The organism is Pleionea sediminis (assembly GCF_007570825.1).
In the GTDB taxonomy this organism is placed as follows: domain Bacteria; phylum Pseudomonadota; class Gammaproteobacteria; order Enterobacterales; family Kangiellaceae; genus Pleionea; species Pleionea sediminis.
Genome location: NZ_SUNB01000004.1, coordinates 42,987 through 61,430, shown reverse-complemented (window position 1 = coordinate 61,430; position 18,444 = coordinate 42,987). Strand labels below are relative to the sequence as shown.

13 protein-coding genes are annotated in these 18,444 nt (G+C 38.5%); 5 read left to right on the top strand and 8 right to left on the bottom strand.

The features are described from left to right. Nucleotides 1-8: 8 nt before the first annotated feature. From FAX86_RS15735 to FAX86_RS15725, 3 genes are all read right to left on the bottom strand, one after another. Nucleotides 9-677 carry a cupredoxin domain-containing protein gene (locus FAX86_RS15735; protein ID WP_144394430.1) on the bottom strand — a complete coding sequence of 223 codons (669 nt, stop codon included), beginning with the start codon at nt 675-677 and terminating at the stop codon, nt 9-11. Between the two features lie 452 nt (nt 678-1,129). After that, nucleotides 1,130-3,508, bottom strand: coding sequence for a hypothetical protein (locus FAX86_RS15730; protein ID WP_144394429.1), 2,379 nt, complete (start codon nt 3,506-3,508; stop codon nt 1,130-1,132). Between the two features lie 559 nt (nt 3,509-4,067). Next, the gene (locus FAX86_RS15725) at nt 4,068-4,742 is read right to left on the bottom strand and encodes a hypothetical protein (protein ID WP_144394428.1); all 675 of its coding nucleotides are present in this window, start codon (nt 4,740-4,742) and stop codon (nt 4,068-4,070) included. Nucleotides 4,743-5,451: 709 nt separating this feature from the next. Between FAX86_RS15725 and FAX86_RS15720 the strand changes: the two genes are divergently transcribed. From FAX86_RS15720 to FAX86_RS15710, 3 genes are read left to right on the top strand one after another with little or no spacing between them, the layout of a single operon-like run. Beyond that, entirely contained in the window at nt 5,452-6,546 is a 1,095-nt protein-coding gene (locus tag FAX86_RS15720; protein WP_144394427.1) for a zinc-binding metallopeptidase family protein, read from the top strand. A 53-nt stretch (nt 6,547-6,599) separates the two neighbouring features. After that, nucleotides 6,600-8,054 (top strand): circularly permuted type 2 ATP-grasp protein, encoded by a 1,455-nt coding sequence (locus FAX86_RS15715; RefSeq protein ID WP_144394426.1) that lies wholly within the window; start codon nt 6,600-6,602, stop codon nt 8,052-8,054. 1 nt (nt 8,055) lies between these two features. Beyond that, complete coding sequence (locus FAX86_RS15710; RefSeq protein ID WP_144394425.1) at nt 8,056-8,976, top strand: alpha-E domain-containing protein; 921 nt, start codon at nt 8,056-8,058, stop codon at nt 8,974-8,976. Between the two features lie 145 nt (nt 8,977-9,121). On the opposite strand, the gene FAX86_RS15705 is transcribed toward FAX86_RS15710, so the two are convergent. Beyond that, on the bottom strand, nt 9,122-10,771 hold the full coding sequence (locus FAX86_RS15705) for a proprotein convertase P-domain-containing protein (protein ID WP_144394424.1): 1,650 nt from the start codon (nt 10,769-10,771) through the stop codon (nt 9,122-9,124). 851 nt (nt 10,772-11,622) lie between these two features. Between FAX86_RS15705 and FAX86_RS15700 the strand changes: the two genes are divergently transcribed. Further along, nucleotides 11,623-12,342: a ribosomal protein L7/L12 gene (locus FAX86_RS15700; protein WP_144394423.1), complete on the top strand. Its 720-nt coding sequence runs from the start codon at nt 11,623-11,625 to the stop codon at nt 12,340-12,342. A 235-nt stretch (nt 12,343-12,577) separates the two neighbouring features. Here the strand turns inward: FAX86_RS15700 and FAX86_RS15695 are convergent, their stop codons facing one another. The 3 genes from FAX86_RS15695 to FAX86_RS15685 form a co-directional block, all read right to left on the bottom strand. Next, the gene (locus FAX86_RS15695; protein WP_144394422.1) at nt 12,578-13,462 is read right to left on the bottom strand and encodes a GGDEF domain-containing protein; all 885 of its coding nucleotides are present in this window, start codon (nt 13,460-13,462) and stop codon (nt 12,578-12,580) included. Between the two features lie 152 nt (nt 13,463-13,614). Further along, the gene (locus FAX86_RS15690) at nt 13,615-14,538 is read right to left on the bottom strand and encodes a HEAT repeat domain-containing protein (RefSeq protein ID WP_144394421.1); all 924 of its coding nucleotides are present in this window, start codon (nt 14,536-14,538) and stop codon (nt 13,615-13,617) included. A 69-nt stretch (nt 14,539-14,607) separates the two neighbouring features. Then, a complete protein-coding gene (locus tag FAX86_RS15685) occupies nt 14,608-15,090 on the bottom strand; it encodes a hypothetical protein (RefSeq protein ID WP_144394420.1) in 483 nt (160 codons plus the stop codon). A 342-nt stretch (nt 15,091-15,432) separates the two neighbouring features. Here FAX86_RS15685 and FAX86_RS15680 point away from each other — a divergent pair, with 342 nt between their 5' ends. After that, complete coding sequence (locus tag FAX86_RS15680) at nt 15,433-17,010, top strand: di-heme oxidoredictase family protein (RefSeq protein ID WP_144394419.1); 1,578 nt, start codon at nt 15,433-15,435, stop codon at nt 17,008-17,010. 47 nt (nt 17,011-17,057) lie between these two features. On the opposite strand, the gene FAX86_RS15675 is transcribed toward FAX86_RS15680, so the two are convergent. Further along, nucleotides 17,058-18,257, bottom strand: a complete 1,200-nt coding sequence (locus FAX86_RS15675) for a methyl-accepting chemotaxis protein (protein ID WP_164503617.1) — start codon at nt 18,255-18,257, stop codon at nt 17,058-17,060. Nucleotides 18,258-18,444 lie beyond the last annotated feature (187 nt).

The window sequence follows — 18,444 nt, the reverse complement described above, 5'->3', positions numbered from 1 at the left end:
GATCCAACCTAATTTTTATAGCTGTAAGTTAACGTACCGATTTTAGTTTCGAGTTTACGAATAGGAATGGTTTTCTCAGAGCTTTCTTGAGCAATGATTGTCAATGGCGGCATATGAGGGATTAACACATAAACCTTCTCACCTGGACTGATATTTCCCAGAGTAAACACCTGACGATCTTGTAGATTAGTAATGGGTTGGGCAGTACGACTCCGATATCCACGACTTTTCTTATGATAAGGATTCGCAGCTCTAAAGTCGATGAGTTCATAGTTATTGCTCTCGATGACGGCTAAATAAGATTCCATTGTTGTATGTAAATAACATGATACTTTACTAAAAGAGTCAGCGGCCCAATCTATGGTCTTAGAGCGTTTATCATTGCGCTTTAAAATACCCGCATTGTACTTCAAGTCAATGGGTAAACTACTGAGAAATATGTTGTGTCGAAATCGATCTGTATTTTTAAAATGAACTTTTGAGCCAGGTTGTGCAACGTAAATAAATTCATTAAATAAAGCGTTTTCTTGATCAATTTCAATATCAAGAACTTTGAAATCTTTTGATTTAGTGTAAACGACTGCGGCCTTAGGCGTGCTCTCTTCGAACTCTATGGTACCGGTTAAAGTTCCAGCACTGACAGAAAAATGGTAACTCGTAGCTATAATAATAGCCATTAAACAGCCTTTGTTCATAGCACGGCTCTCATTAGTGTCTTCGATAACGTTTTATAACATAATGTAAAATCACTAGCAAAGCTAACTTATCTGAATAATCAAAAGAAAAATATAACTGCATAACTGCATAACTGCATAACTGCATAACTGCATAAGCCATACGATAAACTATCAAACTTTGAGTTTCCCGAATTTTTGACTTACCTCACATCTCAGCTTTGCTAAATACAATTGATCATTCCAGCACGAGTCGCTGTTATCTCGTTATCTCAAGAATCAAAATGGCAGATATAGTAGTCGGGAATTAAAAATCAACGACAATCAAGTTGGCAATCATATAAGTTAAAAAAAAGAGCAACGACAGCTGCGATGACGTTTTAATAATTACCAAAAAGCCGCTCATTGAAAGTTGACAATGAGCGGCTTTTTATTAGCTTTTAAAAATATAAAATCTATAAAGACTTTAAATATTCGATCAGTGCGTCTTTATCCTCATTTTCCAAATCGCAGCCAAACTCATGACCGCGGTAAGGGAACCACTCTTGAATACAAATAGGCTCTCCTTTCTTGTAAGCATTTAATCCTTCTTCAGAATCTAAGTCGTATACTAAACAAAATGGTTCAGTTCTTAACTCTTTGGTTGCTCTAGGAGTGTCTGGCTTGCACAGAACATCATCTAATGTGCGCAACTGTCCATGATGAAACATTTCTGACCGATACCTCACGCCCACTAAACGTTGAGCCTTAACACCTTGCGATGCCACCGTATCCGTTTCCAATTCAGGTGTTTCTCCCGGCTTTCCCGTACTAGGAACTGGATTTCCAATTCTGGAATAATTAGCATCGGTACCTATAAAACCTAAATACTTCACTGAATGCGTTGTATCGTAACTTGGCCGACAATGATTAAAGATCGCCTTGGGAAGGCTTTCGCCAGTCCACTCTACCGTTAAGGTATTGTCGGGACAAGTTTCAATATTGGAAGCTAAACCCTCTTTTTCAATTTCAGAAAATAAAAAGACACCAGCACTTTCTCCCTTTGGACCGCTATGGCAACCTTGACACGAATCATTAAATAATTCTCGGCCACGAATGGAAGGACTGGATTGATTCAGAACTGGCTGTGGCGGCTCCAGTGTTAAAATATACGCAATCAATGGATCAATTGTTCCTGGTATTAATTCACAGGTATCATCAGGGCTTGCATCCCAGTTGCCAACAATGTTCGGATTGCCACACTCAACATATCGAGGATCAACAGAACCCGATAATAGAACAAAACTACGAATGAAGGTTTCTAAACTCGTTACATTACCGGCTAATGATAACATAGGTGAAACAACGCCTGACTCCGTGCGCATTTCTGAGTCTGCCAAAAGTTCGTCATGTGAAGGAATACCTACCACATTCGGAATACGACTGATCGTCCAAACGTGATCGTCAGACATTGGCGCAATTAAAAAATCTAACACATTAAAACCCGCATTAATCATTGTCTCTTGTTCTGAAAAACTGGGAAAAGCAACGGCCCCTGTGTCGGCACTTGACATAGCACCTAAATATTGAGCAAATTCTTCCCAATAATAAACATTCCAACGTAGACCGTCGCAAGACTCAGCCATATTTCTTGCGGTTTGCTGTAAACTCAATGAAACTTCGAACTGTGACCACGGCAGACTATCGTCGCCGCCCCAATCCGATGGCTTTAACGGCTTTGGCATACAGTAAGCATCACCGAATAATTCTTTCATTGCCATTGGCCAATCCGATTTCACAACACCTGAGTAAGCGCTGTATTCTTTCTTAAGTTCAGAAAACATTTTCTTCGCTTGCGCTCGATAATGTTGTGGTCCTTTTTCCTCATGTCGATGATCACAACGAATCAATGCTCCGTTGTCTTTGAAATAGCAAGTACCTGTTTTTAAATCACTGATCATCGATGGGTATTTGTCATAACTAAAGCCCACTTCAGTGCCTGGATTGTTAAATGCGACGCCAGGATGAATTAATAACCCATTTAAAAAATCATCAGGTAGTTCGTCGTTTCCCTCAAGATAGCCAGAGATAATTCCACCGATCATTGGGTTGTTTAATAAGTCAGTTAAAGCGATCAGTGTCGCTTGCATTGGTGTATTGAATCCAGCGTAGACTTGACCATAGTTCAAGTTCTTATTCGCCATTCCGATAGCGTATCGACCATCAGCGAGTGTTCCCATATGGCAACCTGCACAAGCAAATGCCGCGGACTCAAAGCCTAATCCCTTCTTCGGTCCCAGCTGGAAACCAACCGGTAATTGATCATCTTCTACCAATTCAAATATTTCTTGCCAAGAGCTTTGCTGGGCGGTTCTAACACATTGTTCTTTCCAACGAATACAATGACCAAAGATTTTCGCAGAACATACTTTTTCTGTTTCCACACACTGTCCAGCTTGAACCGGAACAATATCACTAACGATTCTTTTAGGATTGTCATCTGGAAAATAACCAAAATGAGACAGCTCATCTCCATAAAACTTGGGGTACCATTTCTCATTAAACTGTAAAGTTGACTTGGGGATACCGGCCGTACTCCAGTGCTCGTACAAAAATTGATATTTGCCACAGAGCAGCTTTTGTTCTTCTGTTTTAACCGGCGGTAATCCTGCCCAGCCGAAGTAATGGTCACATGCAGAATATCCTTTACTATCGATCAATCTGTCATATTCGAGCACTTCATTTAATTCGAAGCTAACATCGGTGGTAACACCTTGTTCGATAGCTATTGAACTAGAAAGTGGAATAAATACAGCAAAAACAGACAATATTAGTGTCATAGCCGTTTTAAGCATGGCTTCTCCAAAAAATGAATATTAAAATCTATAAATTCGAAAAGGTAAACTGAACCTAATGTGGTAGATATTTCGCCGACTGTTTATACAATATACGATCTAGACAAACCTCAATCGTGCGACCTTGTGAATTCGGGGTTAATAATTGGCGCCGATACTAATGAAAAAATTCAATAAGTTCACCGACAAAAAGAGGTCAATAATCACACAAAGTAACCATTGACTTTCTAATGGTATTTTGAATAATTTTATGTACCTATCCCTGGTAATAATCATTGAGGGAAGCTTAGAACAAGTACTGAAAACCTAAAACTATTGACTCTTTAAAGACTAAATTAGACTGCCTCGCACACCAAACCATGGTTGAGCTGTTATCACAATCCTTTGATACTTGCGGTGACAAAATCTAAATCGTCGAGTTGATTCTTAAACTCGAAAAGCAGGAGCCTACCCAGATGAGAAAGGATTTAATATCAGAGTTACACTCTATCTATGACGCTAACACGAACAAAAAACTGGCGTAAGATGACGCCAGTTTTACGTTAGCTTAAAGAAATATTTATCTCTTCGATTTTGACTTGCCTTCGTCTTCAATAATGCTCACAACCATATCGGCTACAATTTCCTCTTTTTCGAAGAAATCATAATCCATTCGGCCTTTAACCCAAACTCTATCTCCTTCATCCAATTGCTGAAGTCCTTTATCATCTAAGGGATCATAACCCAGCGCACGAGTGTCAACCTTAATATTCGTCGTTCCCAAATCGAGAGTAAATTCACGTCCATTCACATCGGTCACATTACCACTCACCTCTAGCGTCGAACCATTCTCAACCGGATCGATGATGGTAAGACTTAAGTCCTCTTCATCCATCGGATTAGCATAAAAGTAGGTGTTCAGACCTTTTACATAAACACTACCGGCTTCTATTTTCTTTGTTTCATACAAGTCGTGGTCGATAAATCCTCTTGCCGTAACTTTATCACCTCTTAATATACCGGCACCTTCTTTGTACCTATCCCAATCGTCCATCTCGACAAGAATTTCGCCTTCGCCATAATCAAGAATAAAGGAACTTACTGCCGTCGCCTTGACGGTAACATCGACCGTTATGTAAGCATCATCGGGCTTTAACTCAGGATTACCAGCGAGAGCCAGTGGACATAAAACAGTAGAAACTAGCAAAGAAAGTGTGGTTCGACGAGGCTTAAATACTTGATTGGAAATATTCATTATGTTGCTCCTTCTCTTTTCGTTCGTTGACTCAAAGAAAAAACAACAAAGTAAACTCTACCATCTAAATACTTTGCGAAAGCAAATGCTTTTTTTGCTCATTTGCTTCCTTTCGATCATCATTCGATGATCTAATTCAACTGAGTATGCAGTTGATGTGTTTAACAAGATATAAAGTTTATATCTTGTCTAAATAAATTAACATAACTTGCCAGTAGTTCAAGCCCATATGATAACTCATTATTATTAATTTTTGCTTTAGTCATTCAGATAATAAAAACCATGATGATATCGCATAAAGTAAAGCTATTTTAAGGATATTAACACTAATCCTATTTAATTATTTGCAGTTTAATAAAGCCCCAGCAGTGTCAAACAATATATTGAATCAACAATATTGGGTATTCGCTTCACGGATCTTCGTTTGAAATAAAAGTATCTCGCCGTTGCCAGCCGATGATAGAAAGCATCTCTTTAAGTCCAGCGCGTAATTAAATAGTTCTTCAATTAATTAATTGAAATATCCCCATAAACTACGAGAATCGGAAGCTATATTTATGATTAAAGGACCGTGCTTTAAGTCGGTCCGTAATATAACCTTAATTGGCTAAATGACTGGCCATCGGCAACTCAAACAGAGAAATTTTATGGACAAAATAGTATTATGTATTTAAGTTAGCTATACACAACAGTTTTAAGGAGTTGCTGATTGTTAACCTTCGCCTGTCAATGTGGCAATGAGCTCCATTTTAGTAATACCCAATGTGTTCAGTGTGAACTTTTATTGGGATTGATTCCCGATGAACAGCGTATCAGTGCTTTTACCGAGACGCATCAACGGGAATGGCTTTCCGTGTATAATGGCAAGCATTATCGCCCCTGTAAGAATTACACACAGCACCAAGTGTGTAATTGGATGATAGCATCCGACGATACTAACGAATATTGTAAGTCGTGCCGCCTCACAGAAGTACGACCAGATATAGAGAAAGGCGATAATTTACGACGCTGGTTTTTGCTTGAACAAGCGAAACGTCGTCTTTTGTATTCCACAATAAAATTCAACTTACCTATTAATAGTAAAACAGAAAATCCTGAAGCCGGTCTGGGTTTTGCCTTTTTAGAAGATATTGAGGAAGATAATTATGGAAACGAGCTCACTGTAAAGCAATACGTAGTCACCGGACATAATAACGGCCTTATCACAATAAACATTAAAGAAGCCGACCATGCTCGTCGCATCGACATGCGCGAAAAAATGAACGAAAGCTACCGCACACTCGTTGGACATTTCCGACATGAATCTGGACATTATTACTGGGATCGTTTGATCAATGAAACCGATAAAATTGATGAGTTCAGAGAACTTTTTGGCGACGAACGTTTAAATTACGAAGTCGCGCTAGACATGTATTACAAAAATGGCCCCATCGAAAATTGGCAAAATACCTGGATAAGTGCTTACGCATCTATGCATCCGTGGGAGGACTGGGCCGAAACTTGGGCTCATTATTTTCATATGGTCGATACCTTAGAAACTGCGAATAATTTTGACGTTAGCATTTCTCAAACGGTAATTTCAAACCCTTATGTACACGACGAGATCCAAACCGATTATCAAATTGAAGAAAGTTTTACTCAATTATTCAATGATTGGTGTCGCTTGACGCGCGTCTTGAATGGATTGAATCGCAGCATGGGATTAGATGATGCGTATCCGTTTGTCATTTCCATATCGTCGCTAAATAAGTTAAGGTTTGTGCATCAAATTATTAATAAGTTTAATAATGATTTGAAAAGCTGACGATCAGCAAGAAATGAATAGGAGCAATCAATAAATCAACGATAGGATAAAGTATGGCGATTCGGTGGGGAAATTATAAAGTTGGGCAGTTGTATGATGAACTCATGGTTAAAGCAGGAAAACCTCGTAAATACTCTTTAGACTTATGCAATCACTTAAAGTCACTTACCGATAAAGAAATTAATCGTTTAAAAGCAGCTTCCGAAAGTACAATTCATGTTATGGGTATTACTTTTCGAGTGTATCATCAAGAAGAAGGCTCAATCGATAGAGCCTGGCCATTCGACCTGGTTCCAAGACTTATCGATAAAAAAGAATGGCAAGTAGTCGAGAAAGGACTCAAGCAAAGAGTCAAAGCCCTCAATTTATTTATCGACGATATCTACAATGATCAGAACATCATTAAAGACGGTATTTTTCCAGCAAGCCTATTAAAAAAATCAAAAAACTTTCTCGAGGAATGTCGTGGCGTGCGTCCAGCCCATGGCGTATGGGCACATATTTGCGGATCGGATCTGGTACGCGACAATAAAGGCCAAATCTACGTGCTCGAAGATAACCTGCGTGTACCCTCTGGTGTCTCTTATATGCTTGAAAATCGACAAGTTATGAAACGAGTTCTCCCGGAAATGTTTGAAAAATACAATATCCTCCCGGTGGATGATTATTCTTCTCAGCTTTACGACATGTTAACCGAAATGTCGCCACGTAAAATTGACGAACCTGAAATTGTTGTACTAACGCCAGGTATTTACAATTCTGCTTATTTTGAACATGCCTATTTAGCTCAGCAAATGGGTGCCGAGTTGGTACAAGGCGATGACTTGGTTGTCGGTAAAGACGATTGCGTTTATATGAGAACAATCCGTGGTCTCGAGCGAGTTGACGTCATTTATCGTCGTGTCGATGATTGGTTTATCGATCCGGAAGTGTTCAATCCAGATTCGATGTTGGGTGTGCCTGGACTTATCCGAGCTTGGCGAGCTGGCAATGTTTCTTTAGCCAATGCTCCCGGTTCTGGTGTTGCCGATGATAAAGTCGTTTATGCCTACGTGCCTAAAATTATTCAATATTATTTGGACGAAGAGCCTATCCTACCCAATGTACCCACTTATAAATGCAATAATAAGAAAGAACGTGAGTACGTTCTTGAGAATATAGCCGATATGGTTGTTAAACCAGCCAACGAATCCGGTGGTTATGGCATGTTAATTGGACCTCATGCAACTAAAAAAGAACACAATAAATTTCGAAAACTGATCAAAAATGACCCTCGTAATTATGTTGCGCAACCTATGTTGATATTATCCACTGCGCCAACCATGGTAGAAAACAAAGTTAAACCTCGGCATTTGGACCTCAGGCCCTTTATTTTATCCGGTAAAGATATTAGCGTAACCGCCGGTGGTCTGACACGCGTTGCATTAGTAGAAGGATCAACCGTCGTGAATTCCTCGCAAGGCGGTGGTAGTAAGGACACCTGGATCGTCGATATGGAGGAATCATAATATGTTATCGAGAGTTGCAAATAATCTTTATTGGCTCGCACGCTATTTAGAGCGGGCAGAAAATACAGCAAGACTCATAAACGTTAATTCACACTTACTTTTAGACTTACCTAAAAATATTAAATTGGGTTGGGAACCGATTGTCGATATTCTGTCGTTTCGAGACATCTTTTATGAAAACTACCAAGAAGCTGACGAAAAAAGTGTGGTTAATTTTATGGTACTGGACAATAAAAATCCCGGAGCCATTATTAACTCGCTAAATTACGCACGGGAAAATGCTCGAACGGTTCGAGAAATCATTCCTCGTGAAGCTTGGGAACAAATTAACAACTTATATCTTCAAGTCGTCGATCATAAATCTGACGCTTTTACCAGAAGCACCCGATACCCTTATTTATCCCAAATAATACTGGCTCATCAGACGATTACCGGACTCCTTGCCGGAACCATGACACACGATGAAGCCTATTCGTTTATAAGACTCGGTAGAAATCTGGAGCGAGCTGATATGTCGACACGGCTGATTGACGTGCGCTCTGCTTCTCTTCTACCTGATGTAGAAGAAGAACTAAAAACTTTTAAGAATATACAGTGGATGGGTGTTCTTAAATCTATGACAGCTTATCAAATGTATCGACAAAAAGTGCGAGTCAGAATCAATAGAGACGATGTTTTAAACTTTCTTTTGCTCGAGCCCAAATTTCCTCGCTCGCTACTGCATACGATTGAACAACTGGAAGGTTCGTTAGTCGAGTTACCCAACAGTAAAAAAGCGAGTGACAAAGTACAGCAGGTTAAAAAGAAATTACTCACAACAAATCCTGCAAAGTTGCTGCAGAAAAAGTTACATCAGTTTATCGACGAGATGCAAGTTGGACTGATCGAAATAGACTCGTGTGTTTCGGAAAACTACTTTTGAGTAAACTCAAGCTACAGTGAACGTCAAGTGAATTTAATAGAAACCAATGACTCTTTCAGATATAAAACTCTAATAGCAGTCAAAAAAGCGCTTATCAATAAGCGCTTTTTCTTTTTTTTGAATACAACTCAAGTCAAAGAGTTAGCTACTCAAACTTCAAAGACCATTGAATCAGTCTACCTACATCTCTTGGTACATGATCGCTAACCAACAATTGCCACGCGCCAATTTTTTCGTTTGAACTCAAAGTTACAACACGGGAGATATCGAGATCGTCCTGACTTTTACCAGTTCGATTATGCAAAACGATTTCACGTCCTAACGGTGAGATCAATCGAACCTTAAGATCACCACGATAGGTATGTTGAATAGATAAGTTAATGGTTGCTTGTGAATAGCTCTCGATGTCATTTGGTTCAATAACACTCGTAATGCCATTTGAATTATTATCAGGAATAGAAATTACCGTATCATTCAAAAACGTTTTACTTGTTGCAGGAGGTTCTTCTGAGTCTGGCGTATCGTTATCAGGAGAGTCTGAGTCTGGCTGATCACTATCTGAATCACCAGAGTCAGGGAGATCGGTATCAGGAAGTTCAGGCTGATCAGAGTTTAAAAACTCAGCTACCCACTGCATGTCTAATACAACATCTTGAATCACTCTCGGAGAAATCGTCATCTCCGTTCGATCTTGCAAATAAGATAAGTTATGAAAGTCGAAGCGATTTTGATTAAGCTTATGACAAGATGCACAAGATGTATTAGGAACAAGTCGCTGCGATCGGTCAGCAATCGTTGATGATAGTCTCTCAAAATCGGTTGTGAAAAGAATCGCTGTATCCATTACATTAGTGAATGTGGGCTCTTCGTATAATTTATCATCGTCTCTTCTTGCCGATGCTCTTTGATTAGGACCAAGGTTTGCTAATACAGCTCCATCAGTATGATCGTTAATAATAATATCAGTGGGCTCAATATCACCATTCTCACCTTTAAATGACAAAAATACCCATTCGCCAATAAGAGCAGGTTGGCGCCCTTCTGGTAATGAAAAAGCAGTTAAAGCTTTTAAATTTTCTGGTTTTGCATACTGAACTAAAAATTGTTTTAGTCGTTGGTAAAAAATTTCAGCATCGTCACTATCGAGTGTTTCAGGACGAAAACTGACACCTTGAAATTGCTGTTCATCTAACGCTGGATCACGTAAAGCAACCACTTCATTCAAAAAGGCCCGAGAAACCTGTCGAGAATATGCCGTATATTGTTCAAGTTCTTGTGCATTCAAATTATTGGCTTTTGCCTTTTCAAGTAATGCATTGGCATTCGCTGCATCACCCTCAGAGAGAAAACTTTCTGCTGGAATATGATACAACGTATGGAATGCTCTATCGTCTGCATAATGTGCAAATCGTCGACCCGCTAATTCGAAATTGTAGAGTATGGGCTGCCATACAAGACGAACCTCTGGCCAACAAAACGTATCATTGCTTTCAGAAACGTGCACTTGAAATGTACTGCACGGGACCATTCGAATCGAAACGATGGCCCAGTCCGAAAAATAATTTTCATAATATAACGCATCACCAACCAAAGTATTAGCAAATCCATCTTGCGCTTGATTATACCACTGCAGGGGAAAAGGAGTCGTTGATGGAGAAAAATCGGTAGTAAGAATTAAGTTGGACTGATCAATTGGAAATATCAAAGCCAAATCTTTTTCCGCAATTGATAAGTCAGCTCTGGATGAAAGACTACTGATAATCATTAATAAAATTAAAAAACGTTTTATGAGCATTTTATTATTTCTCTTTTTATAGTTATCTTATTATGTATGTCATGTAACGAATTAAGTTTTTACACAACGGTGAATCATATTGAAAGTCATGACTACCGCGAGGCATTCAAAACCCTCCACAAAAGAATAAATTAATTGATCTTATAAATCGACGTGAACTTGACACTCAACTTCAAATTAAAGAGTTCCTTTTTCAAAAAATAAAGAACTGAGATTTTCACAGTTCATTTCCTGTTTATTTTTTCTACGATGCTGGTTCTTTTATTTATTTCGAAAACGCCGTTGTTAAGAATATGGACTCTCTCTGCCTGAATTAGCGAATGACGAATGAACAAATGAACAAATGAACAAATGAACAAATGAACAAATGATCGAGTTTGTAAGATTCTTATTACTTGTAGTTAAAAAGTCTTTTTCTCAAAAACTCTTATCAGGTGACTACGAACAATATTCAACGCAGCTTGGACTCAATATTTTAAAAAATATCAACTTTATCAATCAGGAAATAACTAAAAACCCTCAACAATGAGTAAATAATGGATGCTTTAAGCATTGTTTTACTCAAACAAACAACTGCTCATTCAAGTAGTTACCCTACAGTCGAAAGTGTACCGACAAAGACACCATTTCATATATTTATCAATAGGTTATGATAGATGTGAAAATTACCGCCCTTTTATACCCGTCGATTTATTGACCTATTGAGATATTTACTTATAATGCGCCCCAAGTTGTATAGATCACTTTTTAGCCAAAACGAAACTTTAACAAATATTAGCTCCAAAAAATCATAAGCTCCATAAAGTTTCCACTCAGGTTTAAAGTGCCAATAAAAATTTCAAGAGGTTGCAATGTCAAACACTTATAACGTCGTTATTACAGGCCAAATTATTGATGGTCATAATATTGAGAATGTCATTAATGGCGTCGCAAAAACTTTCAAACTATCTCTCGAAAAAGCCTCTGCTTTATTTCAAGGCAATAAAAAAACAATCAAAAAGTCCACCGACCAAAAAACTGCGCATAAGTTTAAAGCGGCTTTAGAAAAACTGGGCGCTGTTGTAGAAATCGAATCTGTCAATGCAGTTAAACACTCATTAACGCTGGAGCCCATTGAGTCAAAATCGAATCAAAACGAAGTCATAGAAAATAATGAAGTTGTTGAAAATGCAAATTATCACGACGATGAGACTACTGTGGCTTACGAATCTTTAAATTTCATCTCGATCATTACCGCACTTGGTGTCGCTGGCATCGGTTCGTTTTTATGGTTACAAATCGCTATCGCTTTTGAATTAGAAATTGGTTGGATTGCCTGGATTATTGGTGGTGCCATAGGCTTATCAGTCATTACAACGGATTCTCACGGAACGGGAGCAGGAATTTTTTCTGGCATCTGTGCTTTACTTTCGATTACCTGGGGACAATATTTAGTATACGACCATTTTTCATATGGACTGGTCCCAACATTTGAGCTCATGAAGCAAGAGTTCGATTTTATCTCTGCCATCTTTTTAATCTTAGGTGTCAGTACCGCTTATAAATTGGCGAGCGGTTTTGACGAATCATAAGTTCATATTGTAAGTCTAAAACAGTTTACGTCTCGTAATTCATAACCTCCTTTCTTGAATTACGAGACTCTTTTATATTTAATAGACGCTCCAATTCAAATTCGTAATAAATAAGCTATTGTTCCAACACGATGTGATTCAAACATTCTAGATACGGATTGTTAGACATAATAAATATGATAATACCGACAATCACTGCAGATAACTAAAATAACTTATTCACGAACAGTGCATGCTATATAGCAACGACTTGATCACGCCCTTGCGTTTTTGCTTGATACAAAGCTTCGTCAGCAATGGCCATCAATCGATCGATAGAAAGCTCTGAGTCAGAACGTTGATTGAGTGCGCAAACTCCTGCCGAGACAGTCACTTGAAAGGTCTCATCTTTAACGGAATAGATTTTTTCCTTCTGATATTGAAGAATGGACTTACAAATTGCAATGACTTGCTTCAGGCTGGCGCCAAAAAATAATACCGCGAATTCCTCTCCACCAATCCTAGCCGCTAGATCAGTCTCTCGAGTAAATCGAGCTAATGCCATGGCAAAATCCTTAAGTACCGTATCACCAAAGGCGTGGCCAAACGAGTCATTCACTCGCTTGAAAAAATCAATGTCGAACGTCGCCAAACACACCTTTTGCTTATTACGAAAGCTTCTTTCAATATTGCTACTTCCCGTGTCCATAAAATAACGGCGATTGTACAAATGAGTCAGAGGATCTTTCGTCGCCATGTCATAAATTTCTTCGTGATAGACCAGCTCGGAACTGGTATTTAAAGAAAACTTAATAATCTGGCTGCCAATACGGATAATATCTCCATTTTGAATAGCCTCTCGACCGTCAATTTTCTTGTTTTCAATATAAACACCATTGGTAGAGTTATCATCCTCAATGTAATAGCCGTGATCGAAGGTGATTCGCGCATGTACTCGAGAAACACTAGGATGCATTAATCGAATATCGCAGCCGTTAGAACGGCCGATAGTACATGGACATGATATTGGATGAACCTTTCCCAGTTCTTTGCCCTGAATAATGACAATAAATGGTTTTTTATCCTGAGTTTTCAACTCAGTTTCATATATTTCGGTTTTCTCGTGAGGCTCTCTATCCATAATCAAGGCTGAAACGACAATTTTATACCAGTATAGACAGAGACTGAGTATTCCGAAATTGAAAGTCCGGTAATGCCAAATAGAATGAATTTGGGTCCGTTATTTGGAGACTGCCAGAATAACCTATATGGTTCTCAAATACTGGCTGTCATTTAGTTCTGAAAAGCATTATTGTAAGCTTCTCTAAATAGCGGGTTTTGAGCGGATTTAAGCTTTTTCTCCAACAAGGCTCGAATACTACTATCCTCAAGCGCAGCCAGCGAGTTAACCGCAGTCTCAACAACCTCTTTATTGTGATCTTCTAATGCCTGAAATAAGGCATGGGTAGCAGCGTAACTTTCACCAAGACCAAGGCGTTTAGCAGCAATGATTCTCGAGGTGGAATCTTGACTGTAAAGCAGTGTATCACTTAATAATTCCAAATCCTGTGCTACCGGATTTAACGATGATAAAATCTTTCGTTGACGTTCGGCCGAATAAGAATCAAAAAATTCACGATTGTGAATGTCTTGTTCTTGCAATTGAAGATAACTTGATTCGACGTTTTTGAGATCGCTGTACTCAATTGGATTTTCAGAGTCTTGAGGGACAGGTTGCTGACTTCTTTTAGTCGTATGGTTCAAAGCGATTGGCTCCGACTTGATGTCTTCTACTTTCGCACGCCCTATTTCGATTAAGTCAATTTCTCGTTGAGCCATTCTGCTTTGATAGTGCACGGTAAAGTCTCGGGAATTAACAATATACTCCAAACCACTTTCAAGGCTCAATTGACGGAATTCAATATTTATCGTCTCATCTAAAAAAGCAGTATCAGTATTATTAATTAAAATCAAAGCATCAAGACTATCAGCTAGATGATTAAGCAATGCAAGACGACTCGTGTTAGTCGATTTTACACTTAGCTTTTGAGCGTACCACTCTAGTTTAATAGAAGATCCTGGCACAGTATGAGAAGCTTTAATGGGTTGCCCTAATACAGAAAGATGCGCTTTTCTCCCTTCGATATCGTCTTTTTGAGAAAGAGAAAAAACCAATAAAACATTTGCCAATAAAGAGATTATTAGAAAAACTTTCATAATTTAATGACTCAAATTTCCACTGAGCTTTCAATACTCAGTGGAAATAAAGTGATTGTCAATCAAGCTTTATTGACGACGGAACCAATACCACGAATTACTGTCTTCACGATCATCTTTGTATTTTCTTTCTACAACCACTCGAAGCCAATTATCCGATCCAGACCAAATTTGCGCCCAAACCCATTTATAGGCATGACTTTGGTTGTAAAAAAATCGTAACCAGTCAGCAGATGTTTTTAACCCTTCTACTTTCCCCCAATAGCAATCCGTTGGCGAACAACTTCCCCAAACACGAACGTCATAAACTCGTTTTACATTGTGAATAACGGAACAAATATCACCATTGCACTGACGAATAGAATCATCGACACATCGCGACGTAATTTCAACTCGAGTCACGCCTCGAGTGTTTGCATCGTTATTCACCCAGTTACCAACTTCAGGGCCAGCCTCTGTACAAAGTCCGGCTTTAGCATCAGAGACTAGAAATAAACTATTGAATACAACCAAAATAAGTAGACTTGAAAGAAACTTGAATGAGATCTTCATAATGATTCCTTATTAGATATGAATCTTTAGCCGAGAAAGCTAAGATTAAGCGGAATCGATCATTAAAGTATTTGCAAACAAGGACAAATCATTTTGCACATTAGGACAAAAGCTCAGTCTAATTAATTTATAGCTCCGGAAATACCAAAGTCTCATAATTGGTTAATCATTAGAAACATAACTTCCTTCACAGGAAATCTCACTCTATTAATAATTTACTTTAGCGCTTTCATATTTCTTGCACAATTCAATTTTAGAGTATTTTCACGCTTCCAATCGGCAGTCTAATTACTTAGCGACGAAGTCTCTCTGTCCAATAGAAATAACAATGGAGATCCACTTATGTACCGTAAATTCAAAGCGCCTTATGTTGCACTTGCGATAATTACATTACTTTCAGCCAAACATAATCAGGCCGCCGTTGTGGATGATATTGAGCTAATTGAATTGGCCAAATCGTCAACGCCACTCATTGAACACTGCGATAATCAAGTGACAAGCCAATCATTCATTGATGTCTTTGAATGCGGTGATGAATTATTTGAAACACGTTTCAACGCACTTGATGGCGTGGGAATGGATGTTGGTGATGGCAATCGATTTACACGTGTTCCCAGGGCTGATTTAAACAACTGGCTCAATAGCACGCCTAACCGTTCCACCGGACCAAACGCAGAAGCATGCAATGTGTGTCACACGACAGAAACGATTGGTCAAGCTGGAGATGGTGCGGGACCGGCTGGATTAAATGTGATTCGCGATCCCAAAAGAGCGGGGATCACTGCACAATTTATACAAAGAAATACACCTCATTTATTCGGTATGGCCGGTCCACAGTTATTAGCCGAAGAAATGACAACCGAACTCAAACAAATTGTTGAACTCACCAAACAACAAAGCTGTCGATTGAATCAAACCATTTCACGGCCATTAAGAACCAAAGGTATTGAATTTGGATTTATCACTGTCGAGCCTCCTTGCCTTTCGCCAACAGTAACCATTAATGCAGAAGGTGTTAAAAATGATTTAGTTATACGCCCTTTCCAATGGAAGGGAAATGTCGCTAGTGTGCGCCAATTCTCTCGCGGTGCATTTCATAATGAACTCGGGATGAGTCCAGTAGAAATGGTGGGTGAAGACGTTGATGGCGATTTTGATGGCGTTATCAATGAAATAACAATTGCTGATAACACGGCCATGACCTTGTACTTAGCGGGTCAGCCTCGTCCAACATCTCTTTTAGAACTGGACCAAATTCGTCATGAATTAACACGTCGATTTGGTGAAGCGGGAGTAAATCATGCTAATGAACTGTTATTACCCCAATTAACTCGCCGGCAAAGAGATTCAATTCGACGCGGTGAACGTATTTTTCATGATATCGGTTGCGCCGATTGTCATCGCTCTCAAATTATGATCAAACAGTTAACCTTTAGTGAACCCAGTCGTCACCCTGATTTTCGAGACGACACTTTCCCTTCAGGACAACCAGGCATTGATCCAGATAAGGCGATAACATTCGACATTACCCGCGATCAACCCGATAACAAGATTGAATTTGGCAACCAGTTAATTAAGCACCTTGGTGCCTTTGAAAAAGATCCTCAAGGACGTGCAATCGTACGTATGTATGGTGATCTAAAATTACATGAAATGGGACCTAGACTTGCGGAAGGAATTGATGAAACAGGAGCCGGCTCATCGGTTTGGATGACCAAAGAACTTTGGGGATTAGCAAATACTGCACCTTACTTACATGACGGCCGCGCCACGACTATCGAGGAGGCTATTATTGAGCACGGCGGAGAATCGACAAGCTCCCAACAAGCCTTTCTTCGGCTAGAAAACCGAATGAGACACGACTTACTAGCTTTCTTAAACAATTTAGTTTTATATTTTGTGGAGTCAGAAGAAGACTAATAAATGTTTTCGATAGAGCCCTGATTAATAATTTCAGGGCTAATCCCCTACGTTAATGATTTGACTTCTAGGATGCGTTTTTTTAACAGCGATTTTAAGTGTGTGAATAGCTCAACATGAGCATGAGTAAAATTCGCTGGATAAAAACTCGCAAACACAAGCACTCCTTGATAGCTACTTTCATTTAATGGAACAAGTAATGCTGATTGAAAAGGATATCGCTCTGTAACTGACTTTAATAATAAAGCATCAATATTTTTATCAGTAAAATCAGGGACGTTATCAACATTAATAATCTTTCCATTATTAATATCATTTAAAAACAGATCTCTTTGATTACCGATACCCGTCTTTACTGAGAGCTTGTTTAGACTTTTAAATGAGCCGTTAGGAAAAAGCTGCGACATATTCAATAAAGTCGCCTTTTTATTTCGTTCTACAAACATCATTACGTCAGTTTTCATAGAGTGTTTAGTACTATCATAAATTTTTTCTAACAAAGACTCAGAGGATTCAATATTCTGTAAACTATTAAGAATGGATAACACCAATTCACTGCGTGAAGTCATTTGATTAAATGAGTGGGTTAGCAGACCTATCTCATCTAGCCTTTGAGTCTTTATCTGATGGCCAAAATCACCATTAGCTACTTTATAAAACGCTTTTTGTGTAGAAGTAATTGGCTTAACGATATGAAAATAGAACCAAATGGCAAAAATTCCTGAAAAAATTATCGTTGATAGAATGATTAATCTTCCTGCAAGATGAGCGACACTGGATTGCAGTCGAGTTATTTGATTAAAACTGCTAATAAGAGATTCAAGTTCCAGAATTAATAACGGTGTATTTTCACTGATAAACGTTGCTCCCCACTCAAGCCTTGGCTCACTTTTACTGCCCAATTTATTATCCAGCTTTTTAGTGTAATCTATCCAAAATATTCTTAGAGAATCAATATTGCTGGCTAATTCAATAAACTTTTGAGTGTTAATAAAACTGAATAAACGACTCGCATGCTCATTCGACAATTCATCGAGCGTTGACAACTTAATAATATCATCACTTATTAGCGATAAATCTTGTTGCAGTGCTTTATAATAGACATCGATATCACGATAATAACTTTCATAATTTCTTGCAGCGTAAGCTAAATAATGGTCACTACTCCGTTGAAGCTTATCTGCAGATTCCTTGAGCGAATGAATGACCGTTTTTTCTTTTATGAATTGCTCATTTTTCTTAGACACTGACAAGAGACTTATTATTAAAATAAGAATAATAGTTATAAAAAAAAAGAACCCTAAAAGAACCTTTAATTGAATACTTCGCTTTAGCATCTTTGATTATCCATTTCTTGATCATTCAATACAAAGAGTCTCTAGTGATGCGCAAGTTACAATATGGATAAAAAAAATAAGAATTATTGATACTTTT